We start from the raw sequence: 20,460 nt of genomic DNA on the forward strand, positions 1-20,460 counted from the left end.
GCCACTCCCGCCGGTCCTGCAGGCCGGCGGGAGTGGCAAAACGGCACGTCACTAATGGAGAATTGGGGGGAAGTGCATGAATTTCGGGCTGACCGAAGAACAGGAAATGATCGTCAGGACGGTGCGGGATTTCGTCGAGACGGAAATCTACCCGCATGAGGACGAAGTTGAGCGAACCGGCATTGTGCCGCCGGAACTCGGGCAGGACATTGCTCGCAAATGCAAGGAAATCGGCTTCTTCGGCTGCAATTTCCCGGAAGAGGTCGGCGGCGCCGGCCTCGATCACACGACCTTCACCCTGGTCGAACGCGAACTCGGCCGCGGATCGATGGCGCTGACGGTATTTTTCGGACGGCCCTCCGGCATCCTCATGGCCTGCAACGACGAGCAGAAGGAAAGATATCTGCTTCCGGCCGTGCGCGGCGACAAGTTCGACGCCCTCGCCATGACCGAGCCGGATGCCGGCTCCGACGTCCGGGGCATGAAGTGTTTCGCGCGACCTGACGGCAACGACTGGATCGTCAACGGCACCAAGCATTTCATCAGCCATGCCAACATCGCCGACTTCGTCATCGTCTTCATCGCCACCGGCGAGGAACAAACCCCACGCGGCCCGAAGAAGCTCATCACCTGCTTCCTCGTCGACCGGGGAACACCCGGCTTCGAGATCCGCGACGGATACTCCTCAGTCTCCCATCGCGGCTACAAGAACTGCATCCTCACCTTTGACGAATGCCGCCTGCCGAAGAGCCAGATCCTGGGAGAGCTGCACAAGGGCTTCGACATCGCCAACGACTGGCTCTATGCGACCCGCCTGACGGTTGCGGCAACCTCGGTCGGCCGGGCGCGGCGCGCCTTCGACTATGCGCTTTCCTACGCCGCCGAACGCAAGCAGTTCGGCAAGCCGATTGGCACCAATCAGGGCGTGTCGTTCAAGCTCGCCGACATGATTACCGAGATCGACGCCGCCGACCTCCTGACGCTCTCGGCGGCATGGCGGCTCGATCAGGGACTGCCCTCCAACCGCGAAATCGCCTCAGCCAAGGTCTTCGCCACGGAGATGCTCGCCCGCGTCACCGATGAGGCAATCCAGATCTATGGCGGCATGGGCCTGATGGACGACCTGCCGCTTGCCCGCTTCTGGCGCGATGCCCGCGTCGAACGCATATGGGACGGCACCTCGGAAATACAGCGGCACATCATCAGCCGCGAACTGCTTAGACCGTTGGGAGCGTGAGGATGAAACCGATCGCTCCCGTGGAGAACGTTAGCCCATGATCCGTCCCCTCGACCGCCTGATCCGTCCGAAATCGATCGCCGTCTATGGCGGCAAGGAGGCGCGCCGGGTCATCGAGCAATGCGACAAGATGGGGTTCGCCGGCGAGATCTGGCCGGTTCATCCGAAGCTGGACGAGATCTTCGGCCGCAAATGCTATCGCAGCACGGCCGACCTCCCCGCACCGCCCGACGCATCCTTTGTCGGCGTCAACCGGGAACTGACCATCGACATCATCCGCGACCTGTCCGCCATCGGCGCGGGCGGCGCTGTCTGTTACGCCTCCGGTTTTCGTGAGGCAATGAGCGAATTGTCTGATGGCGGCGACCTGCAGGAAGCGCTCGTGGCCGCCGCCGGCGACATGCCGATCATCGGTCCCAACTGCTATGGCCTCATCAACATGCTGGACGGCGCCCTTCTCTGGCCGGACCAGCACGGCATGGTCCGCGCGACGAAAGGCGTCGCCATCCTCACGCAGTCGTCCAACATAGCCTGCAACATCTCCATGCAGACCCGCGGACTGCCGCTCGCCTATCTGATGACGGCCGGAAACCAGGCCCAGACAGGCCTTTCCGGCCTCGCCTGCGCCGTGCTTGAAGACCCACGCGTTACCGCTGTCGGACTCCATATCGAAGGCTTCGACGACATCCGCACCCTTGAGCGGCTGGCGCTGCGGGCCCGCGAGCTGAAGAAACCCGTCATTGCGCTGAAGGTCGGCAAGTCCGAAGCGGCGCGGAAGGCGACCGTCTCGCACACGGCGTCCCTCGCCGGCAACGACGCCGTCTCGGGCGCGATTCTGGAGCGTCTCGGCATCGGCCGGGTCCACAGCCTGCCGGCCATGCTGGAAACGCTGAAGCTGCTGCATCTCTACGGACCGCTCGAAAATAGCGATATCTCCTCCATGAGCTGCTCCGGTGGCGAGGCCTCGCTGATGTCGGATGCCGCGGTCGGCCGGAACATCCACTATCGTGACCTGAAGCCCGAGCAACTGGGTCCCCTGCGTGAAAGCCTGGGCGAAATGGTGACGCTCGCCAATCCGCTCGATTATCACACCTTCGTCTGGGGCAATCTGGAACGCCAGACCACGGCCTTCACCGCAATGATGTCCGGTGGCTACACGATGAACCTTGTCGTACTCGATTTCCCACGCGGCGACCGTTGCGATTCCAGCGACTGGATGACGACGGTCGATGCCGTCGTGGCCGCCGCCCGCGCGACAGGCGCGCGCGCAGGTGTCGTCGCAAGCCTTGGCGAGAATATGCCGGAAGATATCGCGCTCGGCCTGATGGAAGAAAAGGTGGTGCCCTTCTCTGGTATCGACGAGGCGCTGACCGCAGTAGAAACGGCAGCAGCAATCGGTTCCGCCTGGACAAAGCCGACGCCCGCCCCTCTGATAGATGCTGCCATCGTTGACGGCGAAGCCGTAATGCTCTTCGAGGACCAGGCCAAGGCAGAGCTTGCAGCTTTTGGCGTCCCCATCCCGAAAGGTCAGGTCGTTCGGACACCGGACGAGGCAGCAAAGGCAGCCGGCGAGATCGGCTTCCCGGTCGTGCTCAAGGGTCTCGGCGTTGCTCACAAGACCGAATCCGGCGCGGTTCGTCTCGACCTGCGCGATGCTGTTGCTGTGCGTGAAGCCGCGGCGCTAATGGTCTCCGTCGCAAACGGTTTTCTTGTCGAGGAAATGGCGCCAAAGCCGGTTGCCGAAATCATTATCGGCGCGATGCACGATCCCGTCGCCGGCCCGGTGCTGACGATTGGCGCGGGCGGAATTCTCGTTGAACTGCTCGAGGATAGCGCCATCCTGACACTGCCGACGACGTCGGATGCCATCAGTGAAACGATCGGACGCCTTAAGGTTTCGAAATTGCTGGACGGCTACCGCGGTGGACGGGCCGGCGACAAGAATGCATTGATACAAACCGTCGCAGCCGTGGCACATTATGTCGCAACCAATGCGACGAAAGTCGAAGAAGTCGACGTTAATCCCGTGATGGTGCTGCCGCATGGCATGGGCGTCGTCGCCGTCGACGCCCTGATCCGGAAGAGGAATTGACTGCATGACCGACCCCATCCGCACCAGACGCGAAGGCGGCATCCTCGAAGTCACCATCGACCGCCCTAAGGCCAATGCCATCGACCTGAAGACCAGCCGCATCATGGGCGAGGTTTTCCGCGATTTTCGCGACGATCCGGAGCTGCGCGTCGCCATCGTGACCGCCGCCGGTGAGAAATTCTTCTGTGCTGGCTGGGATCTCAAAGCCGCCGCCGCCGGCGATGCTGTCGACGGAGACTATGGCATCGGCGGTTTCGGCGGCATGCAGGAACTGCGCGACCTCAACAAGCCGATCATCGCCGCGATCAACGGCATATGCTGCGGCGGCGGTTTCGAGATCGCCTTGTCGACCGATCTTATCCTCGCGGCGGAACACGCGACCTTCGCGCTTCCCGAAATCCGCTCGGGCACCGTGGCGGACGCCGCCTCGATCAAGCTGCCGAAGCGCATCCCTTATCACATCGCCATGGACATGCTGCTGACGGGCCGCTGGCTCGATGCGCAGGAAGGCCATCGCTGGGGCTTCGTCAACGAAATCCTTCCCGCCGACAAGCTGATGGAGCGAGCCTGGGAACTCGCCCGTCTGCTCGAAAGCGGCCCGCCGCTGGTCTATGCGGCGATCAAGGAAATCGTCCGCGATGCCGAGGGCAAGGACTTTCCGACCGCGATGAACAAGATCACCAAGCGGCAATATCGCACGGTCGATATTCTCTATTCGAGCAAGGATCAGCTCGAAGGCGCCCGCGCCTTCGCGGAAAAGCGCGATCCCCTGTGGAAAGGACGATAGAAAGATCGAGGGAGGCCTTCGGAGACCCGGCCTGATGCCACGGCATCGAAACGGTCCCCGCATCACGGAACAAAAACAACATGCCGGATGCGCCCAACCAACCAGAGAAGGAACAGGCTAATGAACGATTATACGAAATACCTCGCAGGTCGTGTCACATCCGCCGGCATGAACCGTCGTGAATTCATGGGGCGGGCCATGGCCGCAGGCTTGACGCTTACGGCCGCAAGCAGCCTTTTCGCCGCCAGCGCCGAAGCCCAGGAACCCAAGAAGGGCGGTCACCTGAAGCTCGGCCTTGAAGGCGGCTCCGCCACCGACAGCAAGGACCCCGCAAAATTCCTGTCCCAGTTCATGTTCTGCGTCGGCCGTTGCTGGGGCGACATGCTGGTCGAAAGCGACCCGCTGACCGGCGCTGCCGTTCCTGCTCTTGCCGAGAGCTGGGAGCCCTCCGCGGACGCCGCCACCTGGACCTTCAAGATCCGCAAGGGCGTGCAGTTCCACGACGGCAAGGAACTGACGGTCGACGATGTTGTCGCCACGCTCAAGCGCCACACCGACGAAAAGTCGGAATCGGGCGCACTCGGCGTGATGAAGTCGATCAAGGAAATCAAGAAGGACGGCGACAATCTCGTTCTCGTGCTCACCGAGGGCAATGCGGACATGCCGCTGCTCCTCACCGACTACCACCTCGTCATCCAGCCGAATGGCGGCAATGACGATCCGCTGGCCTCGATCGGCACCGGCCCCTACAAGCTGACGAGCTTCGAGGCCGGCGTTCGCGCGACCTTCGAAAAGAACCCGAACGACTGGCGTTCCGACCGCGGCTATGTCGACTCGATCGAGATCATCGGCATGAACGATGCCACCGCCCGCATCGCGGCGCTGTCGTCAGGTCAGGTTCACTACATCAACCGCGTCGATCCGAAGACGGTGGCGCTCCTGAAGCGCGCCCCGAATGTCGAGATCCTCAACACCTCCGGCCGCGGCCACTACGTCTTCATCATGCACTGCAACACCGCGCCGTTCGACAATAACGATCTGCGGCTTGCGCTGAAATACGCCATGGACCGCGAGACAATGGTGGAAAAGATCCTCGGCGGCTACGGCAAGGTCGGCAACGACTTCCCGATCAACAACACCTACGCCCTCTTCCCCGAAGGCATCGAGCAGCGCGCCTACGATCCCGACAAGGCGGCTTTCCACTTCAAGAAGTCGGGTCATTCCGGCTCGGTGCTGTTGCGCACCTCGGAAGTCGCGTTCCCCGGCGCCGTCGATGCGGCGGTCCTCTACCAGCAGAGCGCCAAGAAGGCCGGCATCGACATCGAAGTGAAGCGCGAGCCGGGTGACGGATACTGGTCGAACGTCTGGAACGTCCAGCCCTTCTCCACCTCCTACTGGGGCGGTCGCCCGACCCAGGACCAGATGTATTCCACCGCCTATCTTTCGACGGCGGACTGGAACGACACCCGCTTCCTGCGTCCGGACTTCGACAAACTCCTGCTGCAGGCCCGCTCGGAACTCGACGAGACCAAGCGCAAGGAAATGTATCGCGAGATGGCGATGATGGTCCGCGACGAAGGCGGCCTGATCCTGCCGATGTTCAACGACTTCGTGAACGCGGCAAGCACTAAGGTGAAGGGCTACGTTCACGATATCGGCAACGACATGTCGAACGGCTACGTCGCCACCCGCGTCTGGCTCGAAAGTTGACGAAAATGAGGCAGGGCCGCATGATGCGCCCCTGACATTTCACGGGGATCCGCACGCCGACAGGACTGCGGGTCCCGCTCGATTTTTCATAAAGCCATACCGGAGCCCATGACCCATTTGCCTGACGCCGGTTCGCCGTCACTCAGATTTCGCGAACGATATCCGCTGGTTGCGCTGATCCTTCAGCGCCTCCTCCTCAGTCTCGGCCTGCTGATCGCCGTATCCATGTTGATCTATGGCGGTGTCGAAGCGCTGCCGGGCGATTTCGCGACGACCTATCTCGGCCAGTCGGCCACGCCGCAGGCCGTTGCCAACATCCGTTCGGAACTCGGCCTCGACCGTCCCATCGTCGCCCGATATTTCGAATGGCTCGGCAACGCGCTGCATGGCGATTTCGGTACCTCTTGGGCAAGCCGCAATTCCGTGACGGAGCAGATCGGCAAGCGCTTGGGCAATTCGCTGGCGCTTGCGGGACTGGCGGCGGCGATATCCGTGCCGCTGGCCGTAGGTCTCGGCATGCTGGCTGTGCATTTCCGCAACCGGATGCCGGACCGCATCATCAACATCGTGTCCCTGGCTGCGATCTCGCTTCCCGAATTCTTCATCGGCTACCTGCTGATCCTGTTCTTCGCCATCAACTTCGGCATCGCCACCTTCCCCGCGACCGTGCATGACGGCATGACCATATCCGAACGGCTGCAGGCCATGGCGCTGCCGACGGCAACACTCGTTCTCGTCGTTCTCGCCCATATGATGCGCATGACCCGCGCCGCTATCCTGTCGGTCATGTCTTCGGCCTATATGGAAACCGCGGAACTCAAGGGCCTTTCCGCCTTCCGCGCCATCGTAAGGCATGCAGCGCCCAACGCGCTCGCCCCGATCGTCAACGTCGTGGCGCTCAACCTTGCCTATCTCGTGGTCGGCGTGGTCGTGGTCGAGGTGGTCTTCGTCTATCCCGGCATGGGCCAGTACATGGTTGACGCCGTGACCGTCCGCGACATGCCCGTCGTGCAGGCCTGCGGCCTGATCTTCGCCGCCGTCTACATCTTCCTGAACATGCTGGCCGATATCATCGCGATCATCGCCAATCCGAGACTGAGGCATCCCCGATGAGGCTGAGAGATATCCCTGTTAGCGCCTGGGTCGGCATTCTCGGCATCCTCACGGCTTTCGTCTGTGCCATCTTCGCGCCCTATATCGCCCCGTTCGGCGAACGCGACATCGTCGGCGGCGTATGGGAACCGATAGGCGGCTCCTATCTGCTCGGCACCGACAATCTCGGCCGCGACCTCCTGTCCCGCATGATCTATGGCGCCCGCACGACACTTTTCGTGGCGCTTGCCGCAACCGTCCTGTCCTTCTCGCTCGGTATCTTCCTGAGCTTTACGGCGGCGGTCTCGCGCGGCCTGATCGATCAGACGCTATCGCGCTTCAACGACCTGATGATGTCGATCCCGACGCTGATCTTCGCACTGGTCGTTCTGGCCGTCCTGCCGCAGAACCTTTTTGTCCTGATCCTCGTCATGGCGGTCCTCGACTCGACCCGCGTCTACCGCCTCGGCCGCGCCGTGGCGCTCGATGTCGCGGTGATGGAATTCGTGGAAGCGGCAAGACTTCGCGGCGAAGGCACGCTATGGATCATCTTCCGGGAAATCCTGCCCAACACGCTTTCGCCGCTTCTGGCCGAATTCGGCCTGCGCTTCGCCTTCTCCATCCTGTTCCTCTCCACCCTCTCCTTCCTCGGCCTTGGCATCCAGCCGCCGGCCGCCGACTGGGGCGGCATGGTGAAGGACAACAAGGACGGCATCATTTTCGGCATTTCCGCAGCCCTCGTGCCGGGCTCGGCCATTGCCGCCCTTGCCGTCTGCGTCAACCTGGTGGTCGACTGGCTGCTGAAACGAACCTCCAGCCTGAAGGGAGGCCGCGGCGATGCCTGAACTTCTTTCCGTCCGCAATCTCAAGATCGAAGCCACCAGCTATCCGCCGGGCGAGCCGCCGAAGAACGTCACCATCGTCGAAGGCGTCTCCTTCGACCTGCAAAAGGGCAAGGTTCTCGGCCTGATCGGCGAGTCCGGCGCCGGCAAGTCCACCATCGGCCTGTCGGCACTCGCCTATGGCCGCGGCGGCGTGCGCATCACCGGCGGCGAAGTGCTGCTGGACGGCGAAAACATCCTGGCGCTCGACAAGGGCGGCATCCGCAAGGTGCGCGGCGCGCGCGTCTGTTATGTGGCGCAGTCCGCCGCCGCCGCCTTCAACCCGGCCCACAAGCTCGGCGACCAGGTGATCGAGGCAACGCTCACCCACGGGCTGATGACCGTCGAGGAAGCCCGCGCCCGCGCCGTCTACCTCTTCGGGGTGCTCGGCCTACCGGACCCGAAACACTTCGGCGACCGCTATCCGCATCAGGTATCCGGCGGCCAGTTGCAGCGCGCCATGACGGCCATGGCGCTCTGCCCGAACCCCGAACTGATCGTCTTCGACGAGCCGACCACGGCCCTTGATGTCACCACCCAGATCGATGTCCTTGCCGCGATCAAGCACGCTATCGAGGAAACCCACACCGCAGCGCTCTATATCACCCACGATCTCGCGGTGGTCGCCCAGATCTCCGACGATATCATGGTCCTGCGCCACGGAAAGACTGTCGAATACGGTTCGACGCAGCAGATCATTGAGGAGCCCCGGCAGGACTATACTCGCGCCCTGGTCAATGTCCGACAGGCAAGGAAGGACGAGGCCGCCGATCAGTCGAGCGCGCTGCTGAAGGTCGAGAACGTTACGGCAGGCTATCCGAATGGCTTCAGGGTCCTGCACGACGTTTCACTGCACCTGCCGAAGGGCCAGACACTGGCGGTCGTCGGCGAGAGCGGATCGGGCAAGTCGACGCTCGCCCGCGTCATCACCGGCCTCCTTCCCCCGCTTCAGGGCAGTATCAACTTCGACGGACGCCAACTGCCGCCGGCGCTCTCCGGCCGCGCACGCGACGACCTGCGCCGCATCCAGCTTATCTATCAGATGGCCGACACGGCGATGAACCCGCGCCAGACCGTTCGCGACATCATCGGCCGTCCGCTGACTTTCTACTATGGCCTCCATGGAGCGGCGAAGACGGCCCGGGTCAAGGAACTGCTGGAACAGATCGAAATGGGTTCCGGCTTCGTCGATCGCTTCCCCGCAGAGCTTTCAGGCGGCCAGAAGCAGCGCGTGGCGATTGCCCGGGCGCTTGCGGCAAAGCCCGAACTGCTGCTCTGCGACGAGCCAACCTCGGCGCTTGATCCGCTGGTCGCGGAAGGCATCCTGAAGCTCCTCATGCGCCTGCAAGAGGAAACCAAGCTTTCCTACGTGTTCATCACCCATGACATCGCCATCGTCCGCGCCATCGCCGACAGCGTCGCCGTGATGCATCGAGGCCGGCTGGTGCGCTTCGGCCCCAAATCGAAGGTGCTGGAGCCTCCTTTCGACGATTATACGGACCTGCTGCTGAAATCCGTCCCCGAAATGGAAATCGGCTGGCTGGAAAAGGCCTTGGCGACCCGGAAGATGGCAAGCGCCGGAAATTGAAGCGTTTGCCGCCCGGCCTCCATCCGGCCGGGAGAGAAGAACGCCCGACCGATTTCACTTAGGTGTTGCAGCACATACTTGTTGCAATGCGGCAACGCTTTGGAATACTATACAATCAAAAGTAATAATTGCAGACACTCTTATCTATTTATTTGCGCAGCAGCGCGTTCATTTTCCCGGAGCATCGATCGAAATGATGCGGTTTACCTCACTCGACTCCCTTCGGGGAATTGCGGCTCTGACGGTCGTTCTTCACCATATCTTCCTCACTTTTCCGCAGGCGATCGTACCGATCGATCTTTCCAGCCTGTCGGTCTGGCTGGACCCGGTCACGTATCTGCGATATTCGCCGCTGCGCACCATCGTCGGCGGAAGGCCCGCCGTTATTCTTTTCTTCGCCTTGAGCGGCTTCGTGCTGGCCCTGCCCTTTGCGGTCGGTCGAAGCACGCCCTATCCGAGCTATCTGGTGAAGCGCTTCTGCCGGATTTATATCCCCTTCGCCGCCTCCATCGCCTTTGCCGCTGTGCTCGCATCGCTGTCGCCGGCAGGGCCGATCCAGGGCCTCAGCGACTGGTTCAACATGAAATCCTGGACAGAACCGGTCACCATCAGGCTCATCCTCAGCCACCTTCTGATGCTCGGCACGCAATCCACCATGGACCTCAACAACGTCATGTGGAGCCTGGTGCACGAAATGCGGATTTCGCTGTTCTTTCCCCTGATCGCACTTTTCCTCCTCCGCGCCCGGCGGATCGCATTGCCGGTCTTTTTCATTGTCTGGCTTCTCGCCAGCGCGATCATCATGCTGTTCAAGCCGGACCCGCTGACACGGTCGCTGCTCGATACGGCCATCTATACGCTGTTCTTCGCCCTCGGCGCGCAGATGGCGATCGACCGCACACGAATTACGGACATCGTGTCGACCCTTAGCCGTCCCGCATTGTGGAGTGGCCTGGCGCTTGCGTTCACCCTTTTCGCAGTGCCGCCCGGCCTGCCGGGAGCGGAGCTTCTATACGGACTGGCCTCCGTCATGGTCATCGCCGCAGCCCTTGAAAACAACGGTTTTCGCACAGCGCTGGAACATGACGGATGCCAGTGGCTTGGCCGGATTTCCTACAGCCTCTACCTGTTCCATCTTCCCATCCTGCTGTTCCTGTTCCGCTGGTTCTACGGCGAAATTCATCCCGCGCTGATTATCGCGGCAGCGATTGCGATAATCGTGCCGGTCGCTGCATTGGCCTACAAAAGCGTGGAGGTCCCCTCCATGGCGCTTGGTCGTCGCCTCGGCGCCGCTTTGGCTCCAGAAACCGGCAAGGTCAGGCAATCGAGCGGGGTTTCCTGAAACCGGGCGCCGAAACCTTCGGCATCGGTACCATCCGTCTCAATATTCCGTCGGCACGGTCAGGATCTCCGCCGACGGATCTTCGAGAAACGCTCGAACCGTCGGCGGCAAATGCCGCGACGCAAGCGGCAGAACACCGCAGCGCGACAGCACCTGACGAATGTCCGGCTCCCGTCCGATATAGCGCCAGATCATCCGCGACGCATAAGGCAGGTTTTCCTTTCGCCAGGACACTCCCATCGTCGTGCCGCGCAGGTAGACCCGCTGATGCGCTTCGAACGGCATCAGGATCGTTTGCGAAAGCATTGTGTTACGGCCGATATTGCGCTCGGTAATGAAGATGCGGTTCCGCCAGAAGGCCGCCAGCCCGACATATTTCGAAAATTGCAGGATCTCCCGCTCGGCATCGCGTATGCGCTCCACCGAGCGAACGCGGATCAACCCGTCCTCCTCGTAAAGCCTGCTGTAGGAGCAGACCACCAGCCCCGGCCAAGAGAGCGACAGGTGATACGTCTGATAATATCCAACATGCCGTCTTAGCGCTGCGATATCGCCCGGGAACCCCTGGAAAACATCGGCGACGCCCTCCGCTCCCCCGAGTGAAGGCCTATGAAGCTTCTGCCCGAAGGAGTGCTCCGGGAGCTGAAAATCGGCCGGCGTCAGGCCGAAGAACGTGGCGATCCGCGCCAGATTATGGGCAGACGGCTTCGCCTCGCCATTGATGTAGCGATTGAATTGCTGACGGTTGATCCCGATCTCCCGGCAGACCTGCGAGATCGAGTGCCGCGTTGCGCAGGCCGTCCTGAGGTTTTCGACAAAGGCATCCATTTTCGATTCCATGCGCTATTTCAGCACGGAATAGATAGCGTAAACCAGCATAAAAGAGCGTCAGATAGCGAAATTGCGCGCCGCATTTGCCGCGATACGGTCAGCCCCGGATTTTGAAACAAATAGGGGAACCGACCATGTCCGAATTCACCAGAAACACCAACGGCCTTATCCTGCCGATGAGCGTCAACCGCCGCGCTTTCCTCGGCGGCACGGCAGCCCTTGGCGGCCTTGCAGCCCTCGGCGGCGGCCTTCTTCCCCAATCCGCGCGGGCACAGGAAGCCAAACGCGGCGGCCATCTCAAGCTCGGCCTCAAGGGCGGCGCGACCAGCGACGTTCTCGATCCCGCCAGCTACAGCGCCTCGGTGCTCTTTGTGATCGGCCGTCTCTGGGGCGATACCCTCGTCGAGTCGGATCCGAAGACCGGCGCGCCGCTGCCCGCGCTTGCCACCTCCTGGGAGCCTTCCGCCGACGCCTCCGTCTGGACCTTCAAGATCCGCAGCGACGTTGCTTTCCATGACGGCAGCAAGATGACTGTCTCCGACATCGTCGCCACACTGAAGCGCCATTCCGACGCAAATTCCAAGTCCGGCGCACTCGGCCTGCTCTCCTCCATCACCGCGATCGAGGAAAAAGCCGGCGATCTCGTCCTGACGCTCAAGGAAGGCAATGCCGACCTGCCGCTGATGCTGACGGACTACCATCTGATTATCCAGCCCAAGGGTGGCGTAGAAAACCCGGCCGCCGCCATCGGCACCGGTCCCTATGTGCTGAGGAGTTTCGAGCCAGGCGTCCGCGCAACCTTCGAGAAGAACGCAAGCGACTGGCGCTCCGACCGCGGTTATGTCGAGAGCGTCGAAATCATCGTCATGAACGATGCAACCGCCCGTATCGCCGCTCTGTCCTCGGGTCAGGTCCATTTCATCAATACCGTCGATCCGAAGACCGTGCCGCTCCTGAAGCGTGCGCCGAAGGTCGAGATCGTGCGCAGCTCGGGCAAGGGCTTCTACAGCTTCCTGATGCATTGCGACACGGCACCTTTCGACAATAACGACCTGCGTCTCGCCCTGAAATACGCCGTCGACCGTCAGGCGATCCTCGATCAGGTTCTCGGCGGCTTCGGCACGCTCGGCAACGATTATCCAGTGAACGGCAACTACGCTCTGGCCCCGGAAAACATCGAGCAGCGCATGTACGACCCGGACAAGGCAGCCTTCCACTTCAAGAAGTCCGGCCTCGACCGCCCGGTCCTGCTGCGCACGTCCGATGCGGCCTTCCCCGGTGCCGTGGATGCGGCAATCCTCTTCCAGGAAAGCGCCAAGAAGGCGGGCATCGAGATCGAGGTAAAGCGTGAGCCGGAAGACGGCTACTGGACGAATGTCTGGAACGCGCAGCCCTTCTGCGCATCCTACTGGGGCGGCCGTCCGACGCAGGATTCCCGCTACTCCACCTCCTATCTCTCGACGGCGGAATGGAATGACACCCGTTTCAAGCGCGAGGATTTCGACAAGATGCTGCTCGAGGCTCGCTCCGAGCTCGACGACACCAAGCGCAAGGCACTCTACCACAGCATGGCGCTGATGGTTCGCGACGAAGGCGGCCTCATCCTGCCGGTGTTCAACGACTACATCATGGCGTCTTCGAACACGCTCAAGGGCTTCGTCGATGATATCGGCAATGACATGTCGAACGGCTATATCGGTAGCCGCGTCTGGTTCGACGCCTGAAAACGCAGGATAGGAAGCCCATCATGCCAGGCACACGCCCCTTCCAAGTCATCGAGAACCAGTGGATCGTCCTGAAGGACGGCACACGTCTTGCCGCCCGCATCTGGATGCCGGACGGGGCGGAAGCCGATCCCGTGCCGGCGGTTTTCGAGTTCCTGCCCTACCGCAAGCGCGACGGAACCTGCCTGCGCGACGAGTCGACCTATCCGTCCTTCGCGGAGGCCGGCATTGCCGGCGTCCGCGTCGACATCCGCGGCTCCGGTGAATCGGATGGCGTCATCGACGGCGAATACACTCCGCTCGAGCTCGCCAACGCCTGCGAACTCATCGCCTGGATCGCCGAACAGCCGTGGTCGAACGGCTCGGTCGGCATGATGGGCATCTCCTGGGGCGGCTTCAACTGCCTGCAGGTGGCGGCGATGCGGCCGCCTGCCCTGAAGGCGGTCATTTCGATCGCATCCACCACCGATCGCTACAACGACGATATCCACTACAAGGACGGTTGCCATCTCTCGGCCCAGCTTTCCTGGGCAGCAACCATGCAGGGCTACCAGTCCCGCTCCCCGGACCCGGCGCTCGTTGGCGACCGCTGGAAGGAAATGTGGCTCGAACGGCTGGAAAACGAACCCTTCTTCATGGAGGAATGGCTCTCGCACCAGCGCCGTGACGACTTCTGGAAACACGGCTCGATCTGTGAAGACTTTTCCGCTTTCCAGGTGCCCGCGCTGGTGATTGCCGGCTGGGCCGACGGCTATCGCAACACGCCGCTCAAGGCCGCGGAAGGCTTGGGCGGCAAGGCCAAGGCGTTGATCGGCCCCTGGGTCCACAAATATCCGCATTTCGCCTGGCCGAAGCCGCGCGCCGATTTTCTCGGCGAGGCAATCCGCTGGTGGAACCGCTGGCTGCGTGACGAAGCGAACGGTATCGAGGATACGCCGCAGGTGCGAGCCTACATCATGGACGGCATCCGCCCCGCTCCGCGCCGCGACGTCGACCCCGGCCGCTGGATTGCCAAGGCTGCATGGAGCGAGCCGGAATACCAGTCCTTCGCGGTCGATACCCACGGAGCGCTCGTCACCGGCAAGCCGGCAGGCACGGCTGCAACCGACGTCTTCCTGAAATCGCCGCTCGATACCGGCACAGCCTCGGGCGAGTGGTTCACCCTGAAGCCGGATGCCGAACTGGCGCTCGACCAGCGCGGCGATGACGCCGGCTCCCTCTGCTTCGAGACCGCACCGCTCACGCAGGATGTCGATTATCTCGGCCGCCCCGTCGTCACGCTGGAAGTGGCCTGCGATGCGGACTGGGCGAACCTGATTGCCCGCGTCGTCGATGTCCATCCCGACGGCACCGCCTATCGCGTCTCCTTCGGCGTCCTCAATCTGGCGCATCGTGAGAGCAATGCCGAACCGAAGGCCATGCCGCATGGCAAGAAGGTCAAGGTAACCGTCACGCTCGACGCCTGCGGTTACCGTTTCCGGACGGGTCACAGAATCCGCCTTGCGCTTTCGACCGCCTACTGGCCGATGGTTCTGCCGGCGCCCTTCGATCCCGGCCTCACCATCGATGCGGCAAGCCTGTCGCTCGCCCTTCCCCTCCTTGGTGCGCATGACGAAATCGCGGTGAAGGAGCCGGACAATCCGGACCCTCTGCCGACTTACATCACCCATGAACCGGGTGAGACCCAGCGGCAGGTACTGCGCGATCTCTCCGGCAACAGCACGACCTACTACATTCTGGAGGATACAGGACTTTCAGAACATCCCGACACCGGCCTTTCCACCCGCCAGATCCGCGAGGAAGCCTGGTCGATCACCCCAGGCGATCCGCTGTCCATGGCGGGAACCTCGACCTGGACCTGCGATATGGTCCGTCCCGGCTGGACGGTTCGCTCGGTCGCGACCACGACCATGACCTGCACCGAGACCGAATGGGTGATCGGGGCGCACGTCACGGCCCACGAAGGCGAGACCCTTGCCTTCGAGCGACACTTCGAGCGCCGTATCGCACGTGATTTCATGTGATCGGCGTGCTTTGATAGCCCGCCGCCGAAATGTCGGCGGCGAGTCTGAAGGAGAGTGTCATGAAGGCGATGTTCTACGAGCGTTTTGGCGAAGCCCCGGAAGTGATCGAGGTTCCGGACCCTTCACCGCCGCCTGCGGGGGTCGTCCTCCGGATCACGGCGACGGGCCTTTGCCGCAGCGACTGGCACGGCTGGATGGGACACGATCCGGATATCGGACTGCCGCATGTTCCCGGCCATGAATTTGCCGGTGTGGTCGAGGCCGTTGGCCCGGAGGTGAAACGCTTCAAGGTCGGCGACCGCGTGACCGTTCCGTTTGTCTCCGGCTGTGGCCATTGCTTCGAATGCAAATCGGGCAACAGCCAGGTCTGCGAGGAACAGTTCCAGCCCGGCTTCACCCATTGGGGCAGCTATGCCGAATTCATGGCGCTCGACTACGCAGACCACAATCTCGTGAAGCTTCCCGACGCGATCGACGATGCGACGGCGGCAAGCCTCGGCTGCCGCTTCGCAACCTCGTTCCGTGCGGTCGTCGATCAGGGACGCCTCAAGGGCGGCGAGTGGCTGGCCGTGCACGGCTGCGGCGGCGTCGGCCTTTCCGCCATCATGATCGGCAAGGCGCTCGGCGCCAACGTCGTTGCCGTCGACATCTCCGAAGAAAAGCTGGCGCTCGCCCGCTCGCTTGGCGCATCCGTCGCGATCAATTCAACGCGCGAGACGGACGTCGCCGTTGCCGTGCGCGACGCAACCGGCGGCGGCGTTCACGTTTCCATCGATGCGCTGGGCCACCCTTCGACATGCTGCAACTCGATCGTCAACCTGCGCCGGCGCGGCCGCCACGTACAGGTCGGACTGATGCTCGCCGACCACGCCACACCGCAACTGCCGATGGACCGGGTCATCGCCCATGAACTGGAAATCTACGGTAGTCACGGCATGCAATCCTGGCGCTATGACGCCATGCTCGCGATGATCGGAGCCGGCACGCTGAAGCCCCAGCAGCTTATCGGGCGCCACATATCCCTGACGGAGGCCGTTCCGGCCCTCATGGCGATGGACCGTTTCGCCGAAAGCGGCATCACCATCATCGACCGTTTCGAGTAGAAACGCCGTCCGCAGCGCGCCGCCGGCGCGGGCTCGCAAACATGTCGGGAAAAGCCGCCTTACGAAAACATCCGCGTCTCGTTCTGCCTGCTTCCGGCACTGAGTTCCTGCAGCAGGCGCAATGCCTTCTCGGCATCGGCAGCCGGCACGAAGATGTGGTCGTGATGAAAGGCCGCGACCACATTCGCGGCAATACCGTTGCGCGCCAGTTCGCCGGAGACTGCGGCAGTCAGGCCGACGGCTTCCAGAGATGAATGCACGTCGAGCGTGATCTGTCGCATCGGCATTGCCTCGATCAGTCCGTGAGCCCTGGCCTTGTCGTCGGAGAGGATCAGCGTCAGCCCCTCTTTCTCCCGGAAGGTTCCGAGCGGATCGAGCAAGCCAAGGTCCAGGCCATGCCCCGGCGCCAGATGAATGAAGACGAAGAGGCCGGGCGCAAGCCGCGGCTCCATCTCCGCCAGCAGTCGTGCCGGATCGACGATGCCGCTACTCATCTGCGCTTCCCCGTATTCTCAAGGCATTCAGACCCGATTCGCCGATGAAATGACTTGCAATGCCATCCGCTTTGCCGCATTCCCGGCCCGGCGCACCGGACGCGCCGTATTTCAGGACGCCTCCCATATGACCTCCCTCCCCTTGACGCATACCGCTTCCCGCCCCCTCGACGACCGCGACTACAAGACGCTTGGCCTCTCCGCACTCGGTGGCGCTCTCGAATTTTATGATTTCATCATCTTCGTCTTCTTTGCAACGGTGATCGGCAAGCTGTTCTTTCCCGAGGGCATGCCGGACTGGCTGGTTCTGATCCAGACCTTCGGCATCTTCGCCGCCGGTTATCTGGTTCGCCCGCTCGGAGGCATCGTTCTCGCTCATTTCGGGGACCGTTTCGGCCGCAAGCGCGTTTTCGCCTTCTCCATCCTGCTGATGGCGCTCTCGACGCTCGGCATGGCGCTCATGCCGACCTATGAGAGCATAGGCGTGGCCGCACCCGTTCTGCTCATCGTCCTGCGCATGCTGCAGGGCGCGGCAATCGGCGGCGAGGTTCCCGGAGCCTGGACCTTCGTGGCCGAGCATGTACCCGCCCGCCGCACCGGTCTGGCCTGCGGCATCCTGACATCAGGTCTGTCGCTCGGCATCCTTCTGGGATCGATGATCGCCACGCTGATAAACACCGTCTTCCTCCCCGATGAAGTGGCGTCCTATGCCTGGCGCATCCCCTTCCTGCTTGGCGGCATCTTCGGCCTGATCGCGGTCTATCTTCGCCGCTGGCTCGAGGAGACGCCCGTCTTCGCCGAAATGAAGCGCAGCAACGCGCTCTCGGCCGGCCTGCCGCTCAAGGCCGTGCTGCGCGATCATCCGCGCGCGGTCATCATCTCGGCTCTGCTGACCTGGGTTCTGTCCGCCGCAATCGTCGTCACCACGCTAATGACGGCGACCTTCCTGCAGAAGCTCTACGGCTACACCGCCCGCGAGGCCCTGGCTGCGACCTCTTTCGGAACGCTCTTCCTGATGATCGGCGTGGTCGCCGCTGGAGCCATCATCGACCGTATCGGCAGCGGACTTTTCTTCACCTTCGGCAGCATCTTCTTTGCTGCCGCAACCTTCGCCTTCTACACCTACGCCGCAACCTCGCTCGAAGTTCTCTTCGCGCTCTATGCCGTGATGGGTCTTGCGGTCGGCATGGTCGGCGCGGTGCCCTACGTCATGGTGCGCGCCTTCCCGGCTCCGGTCCGTTTCTCCGGCCTGTCGTTTTCCTACAACATTTCCTATGCCGTCTTCGGCGGACTGACGCCGATCGCGGTCACCACCATGCTCGCCGTCAACCCCATGGCCCATGCATGGTATCTGCTGTTCGTGGCGGCTCTTGCCTTCGCCATAGGCATCTATCTGCTCATCCACGGTGACAAGGTCGAGGCGCACGGCGCAGAACAGGAAAAGCCTCTCCTCGTCGCGGCCTGATATCAGATCGTTTCCGCCAGCCGGGATACGGCGAAACAAAGGGCACCGAAGCCATCTTCGGCGCCCTTGCTCATATGGCGGGCGCGCAGCCAGGCATGCACCATCTGCGGCTCCTCGCGAAACCACACTTCAACCCCGGCTTCGGCAAGCCGCATCGCATAAAGCCGGCCGTCATCCCGGAGCGGGTCGAAATGTGCTGCTGTCACGTAGGTCGGCGGCAGACCGGCAAAGCTCTTCGCCCGCAACGGAAAAGCGACCGCATCGTCCTCGGGCGCCTGCAGCACCTCCCGATAATATCGGACATCGGCGGTCGAAAGGCCGGGGGCGTCGCTCATTTCGGCATAGGAGCCGGTAATGAGGTCACCGCCGAGCCCCGGATAGACCAGCGCCTGCCCGAGGATCTGCGCCGTCCTGCCCTCGTCCCGCGCCCGGAGAGCAAGGCCGGCGACAAGATTGCCGCCGGCGCTGTCGCCGATCAGCACCAACCGGTCTCCGTCGGCGATCAGCGCATCGAGCACAGCCTGACAATCCTCATGCTGCGCCGGCCAGACATGCTCCGGCGCCAGCCGATAGTCGATCGCGGTGAGTTCTGCCCCGACGCGATCCGCAATTTCGGCGCAGATGGCATCATGGCTTTCGAGCGAGCCGACCACGAAACCGCCGCCATGGATATAAACCAGCCTCACGGCAGTCTTCAGCTGCGCCGGCCGATAGAGACGCACCGGCACGCCGGCCACCTCTCCGTCCAGCTTCACAAGCCCCTCCGGCGGCGCGGGGGAGAATTCGGCGCACAAAGCGTTGTACCAGAGGCGTTGCTGTCCGATCGGGGCGTCGACAGCGTCAGGCGGATAGAAGTTGTCGCACCTTTCGAGAAAGGCGAGAATGCCCGGTTCCGTCGGCATGGGTTTCATCGCTCTGTCTCCCTTGGCACGATACGGTGGATCGCATGACATTTTTCATGGTCATGCCCACCCCACCGGATCATCATCCGCACCATACGAGTCGTTGTGACTCCGATCCTGCAGAAATGCTCTTCCATTTGCGCCCTTGAGAGTTCCAGACATGGCTTTTTCCATCGATATCCTCGACACCATCTCCGATCCCGGCAAGGCGGACCGCCCCAACGAGGACAGGTTCGGCTTCAACCCCGATGCCGCCTTCGTTCTGGATGGCGCGACCGGGCTCGGAGACCGGCAGTTCATGGAAGGCCATGGCAGCGATGCGGCATGGATGGCGGAATTCGCCGCAACCCGGCTCGGCGAAAGGCTCGATGGCGTGGTCGACGTGGCAGAAGCGATCCGTGGGATTTCTTCAGAAGCGCGCGATGCCTTTCATGCCGTCGCCGGTGAGCAGCCACGCTACGCCTGGCCGAGTTGCAGCCTGACGGGACTGCGCCGCACACCGACGGGTTTCGAGTATTTCGGCCTCGGAGACAGTTGCCTCTATCTGCTTGACGACAACGGCCGCGGCGACTTCGTGATCCCCATTCCCGGCGCCTATGAATGGGAGCAGCTTGCCGCGCAGAAGCATATCGAGCGGGCTGGTGGCATCGGCTCATCCGGCAGCGCCGTCGGCGACCCCGACACACTGGAGGATCTGCGCAAGGGTCGCTCGCGGCACAACACCACGGAAAGCAATGTCTGGACCTTCGGCATGGTGCCGGAAGCAGCCGACCGTCTTTACCGGCAACCGGTGGAGATCACCGGAGGGGCAACTGCAATCCTCTGCTCGGATGGTCTGGCCGACCTCGTCGCCCTTTACAAGGTCTACGATCCCGCGGGACTGGTGCGGCGCGCCGAAACCGAGGGGTTATTGCCTCTGGTCGAGGAACTCCGCCGCTTCGAACGAGAGATCGACCCTGATGGCCTGCGGTTTCCACGCTTCAAGCAAAGTGATGACACCACGGCTATCTTGCTGCGGCTGAAGGCCTGACGGCCAACCCGAAAAATGATTCACACCCAAGGCGATAGCGCAAAAAGCGGAATCGTTTTCGCAAGGCATTCAAGCGATACAGAAATAGCTGCCCCTCATCCGCCTGCCGGCGCTTTCTCCCCGTCAACGGGGAGAAAAAGCACGTCGCAGCGTCTCCA

General features: G+C 62.5%; 16 protein-coding genes. 13 read left to right on the top strand and 3 right to left on the bottom strand.

Features of this window, described 5'->3' with window-relative positions:
• The first annotated feature begins 76 nt into the window (after positions 1-76).
• The 8 genes from J5N58_RS02190 (at position 77) to J5N58_RS02225 (ending at position 10,729) form a co-directional block, all read left to right on the top strand.
• Complete coding sequence (locus tag J5N58_RS02190) at positions 77-1,237, top strand: acyl-CoA dehydrogenase family protein (RefSeq protein WP_244709443.1); 1,161 nt, start codon at positions 77-79, stop codon at positions 1,235-1,237.
• 37 nt (positions 1,238-1,274) lie between these two features.
• Positions 1,275-3,329, top strand: coding sequence for an acetate--CoA ligase family protein (locus J5N58_RS02195; RefSeq protein ID WP_113443542.1), 2,055 nt, complete (start codon positions 1,275-1,277; stop codon positions 3,327-3,329).
• A 4-nt stretch (positions 3,330-3,333) separates the two neighbouring features.
• Positions 3,334-4,116, top strand: a complete 783-nt coding sequence (locus J5N58_RS02200) for a carnitinyl-CoA dehydratase (RefSeq protein WP_113443543.1) — start codon at positions 3,334-3,336, stop codon at positions 4,114-4,116.
• Between the two features lie 120 nt (positions 4,117-4,236).
• A complete protein-coding gene (locus tag J5N58_RS02205; protein WP_112827963.1) occupies positions 4,237-5,826 on the top strand; it encodes an ABC transporter substrate-binding protein in 1,590 nt (529 codons plus the stop codon).
• A 108-nt stretch (positions 5,827-5,934) separates the two neighbouring features.
• Complete coding sequence (locus tag J5N58_RS02210; RefSeq protein ID WP_113443544.1) at positions 5,935-6,939, top strand: ABC transporter permease; 1,005 nt, start codon at positions 5,935-5,937, stop codon at positions 6,937-6,939.
• Complete coding sequence (locus J5N58_RS02215; protein WP_112827961.1) at positions 6,936-7,763, top strand: ABC transporter permease; 828 nt, start codon at positions 6,936-6,938, stop codon at positions 7,761-7,763. The genes J5N58_RS02210 and J5N58_RS02215 overlap by 4 nt, the downstream gene beginning before the upstream one ends.
• Positions 7,756-9,387, top strand: coding sequence for an ABC transporter ATP-binding protein (locus J5N58_RS02220; RefSeq protein WP_112827960.1), 1,632 nt, complete (start codon positions 7,756-7,758; stop codon positions 9,385-9,387). Before J5N58_RS02215 ends, J5N58_RS02220 begins: the two co-directional genes overlap by 8 nt.
• A gap of 193 nt (positions 9,388-9,580) precedes the next feature.
• The gene (locus J5N58_RS02225; protein ID WP_244709446.1) at positions 9,581-10,729 is read left to right on the top strand and encodes an acyltransferase family protein; all 1,149 of its coding nucleotides are present in this window, start codon (positions 9,581-9,583) and stop codon (positions 10,727-10,729) included.
• Positions 10,730-10,768: 39 nt separating this feature from the next.
• On the opposite strand, the gene J5N58_RS02230 is transcribed toward J5N58_RS02225, so the two are convergent.
• Positions 10,769-11,557: a helix-turn-helix domain-containing protein gene (locus J5N58_RS02230; protein ID WP_112828244.1), complete on the bottom strand. Its 789-nt coding sequence runs from the start codon at positions 11,555-11,557 to the stop codon at positions 10,769-10,771.
• A gap of 137 nt (positions 11,558-11,694) precedes the next feature.
• On the opposite strand from J5N58_RS02230, the gene J5N58_RS02235 reads away from it, so the two are divergent.
• From J5N58_RS02235 to J5N58_RS02245, 3 genes are read left to right on the top strand one after another with little or no spacing between them, the layout of a single operon-like run.
• A complete protein-coding gene (locus J5N58_RS02235; RefSeq protein WP_112827958.1) occupies positions 11,695-13,284 on the top strand; it encodes an ABC transporter substrate-binding protein in 1,590 nt (529 codons plus the stop codon).
• A 23-nt stretch (positions 13,285-13,307) separates the two neighbouring features.
• Complete coding sequence (locus tag J5N58_RS02240) at positions 13,308-15,308, top strand: CocE/NonD family hydrolase (RefSeq protein WP_244709448.1); 2,001 nt, start codon at positions 13,308-13,310, stop codon at positions 15,306-15,308.
• Positions 15,309-15,367: 59 nt separating this feature from the next.
• Positions 15,368-16,411: a zinc-dependent alcohol dehydrogenase family protein gene (locus J5N58_RS02245; RefSeq protein ID WP_113439097.1), complete on the top strand. Its 1,044-nt coding sequence runs from the start codon at positions 15,368-15,370 to the stop codon at positions 16,409-16,411.
• 59 nt (positions 16,412-16,470) lie between these two features.
• On the opposite strand, the gene J5N58_RS02250 is transcribed toward J5N58_RS02245, so the two are convergent.
• Positions 16,471-16,905 carry an ACT domain-containing protein gene (locus tag J5N58_RS02250; RefSeq protein WP_244709450.1) on the bottom strand — a complete coding sequence of 145 codons (435 nt, stop codon included), beginning with the start codon at positions 16,903-16,905 and terminating at the stop codon, positions 16,471-16,473.
• 127 nt (positions 16,906-17,032) lie between these two features.
• Between J5N58_RS02250 and J5N58_RS02255 the strand changes: the two genes are divergently transcribed.
• Positions 17,033-18,370 (top strand): MFS transporter, encoded by a 1,338-nt coding sequence (locus J5N58_RS02255; protein ID WP_244709452.1) that lies wholly within the window; start codon positions 17,033-17,035, stop codon positions 18,368-18,370.
• A 2-nt stretch (positions 18,371-18,372) separates the two neighbouring features.
• Here the strand turns inward: J5N58_RS02255 and J5N58_RS02260 are convergent, their stop codons facing one another.
• Positions 18,373-19,272: an alpha/beta hydrolase gene (locus J5N58_RS02260; protein WP_244709672.1), complete on the bottom strand. Its 900-nt coding sequence runs from the start codon at positions 19,270-19,272 to the stop codon at positions 18,373-18,375.
• Between the two features lie 160 nt (positions 19,273-19,432).
• Between J5N58_RS02260 and J5N58_RS02265 the strand changes: the two genes are divergently transcribed.
• On the top strand, positions 19,433-20,302 hold the full coding sequence (locus J5N58_RS02265) for a protein phosphatase 2C domain-containing protein (protein WP_113466340.1): 870 nt from the start codon (positions 19,433-19,435) through the stop codon (positions 20,300-20,302).
• Positions 20,303-20,460 lie beyond the last annotated feature (158 nt).

The organism is Paenirhizobium cremeum (genome assembly GCF_022884085.1).
Lineage (GTDB): Bacteria > Pseudomonadota > Alphaproteobacteria > Rhizobiales > Rhizobiaceae > Allorhizobium > Allorhizobium cremeum.

Coding starts and splice junctions, on each gene's coding strand:
- J5N58_RS02250 (WP_244709450.1), bottom strand. CDS start 16,905: ATGAGTAGCGGCATCGTCGATCCGGCACGACTGCTGGCGGAGATGGAG.
- J5N58_RS02190 (WP_244709443.1), top strand. CDS start 77: ATGAATTTCGGGCTGACCGAAGAACAGGAAATGATCGTCAGGACGGTG.
- J5N58_RS02230 (WP_112828244.1), bottom strand. CDS start 11,557: ATGGATGCCTTTGTCGAAAACCTCAGGACGGCCTGCGCAACGCGGCAC.
- J5N58_RS02215 (WP_112827961.1), top strand. CDS start 6,936: ATGAGGCTGAGAGATATCCCTGTTAGCGCCTGGGTCGGCATTCTCGGC.
- J5N58_RS02245 (WP_113439097.1), top strand. CDS start 15,368: ATGAAGGCGATGTTCTACGAGCGTTTTGGCGAAGCCCCGGAAGTGATC.
- J5N58_RS02220 (WP_112827960.1), top strand. CDS start 7,756: ATGCCTGAACTTCTTTCCGTCCGCAATCTCAAGATCGAAGCCACCAGC.
- J5N58_RS02260 (WP_244709672.1), bottom strand. CDS start 19,272: ATGCCGACGGAACCGGGCATTCTCGCCTTTCTCGAAAGGTGCGACAAC.
- J5N58_RS02235 (WP_112827958.1), top strand. CDS start 11,695: ATGTCCGAATTCACCAGAAACACCAACGGCCTTATCCTGCCGATGAGC.
- J5N58_RS02265 (WP_113466340.1), top strand. CDS start 19,433: ATGGCTTTTTCCATCGATATCCTCGACACCATCTCCGATCCCGGCAAG.
- J5N58_RS02205 (WP_112827963.1), top strand. CDS start 4,237: ATGAACGATTATACGAAATACCTCGCAGGTCGTGTCACATCCGCCGGC.
- J5N58_RS02195 (WP_113443542.1), top strand. CDS start 1,275: ATGATCCGTCCCCTCGACCGCCTGATCCGTCCGAAATCGATCGCCGTC.
- J5N58_RS02200 (WP_113443543.1), top strand. CDS start 3,334: ATGACCGACCCCATCCGCACCAGACGCGAAGGCGGCATCCTCGAAGTC.
- J5N58_RS02255 (WP_244709452.1), top strand. CDS start 17,033: ATGACCTCCCTCCCCTTGACGCATACCGCTTCCCGCCCCCTCGACGAC.
- J5N58_RS02210 (WP_113443544.1), top strand. CDS start 5,935: ATGACCCATTTGCCTGACGCCGGTTCGCCGTCACTCAGATTTCGCGAA.
- J5N58_RS02225 (WP_244709446.1), top strand. CDS start 9,581: ATGATGCGGTTTACCTCACTCGACTCCCTTCGGGGAATTGCGGCTCTG.
- J5N58_RS02240 (WP_244709448.1), top strand. CDS start 13,308: ATGCCAGGCACACGCCCCTTCCAAGTCATCGAGAACCAGTGGATCGTC.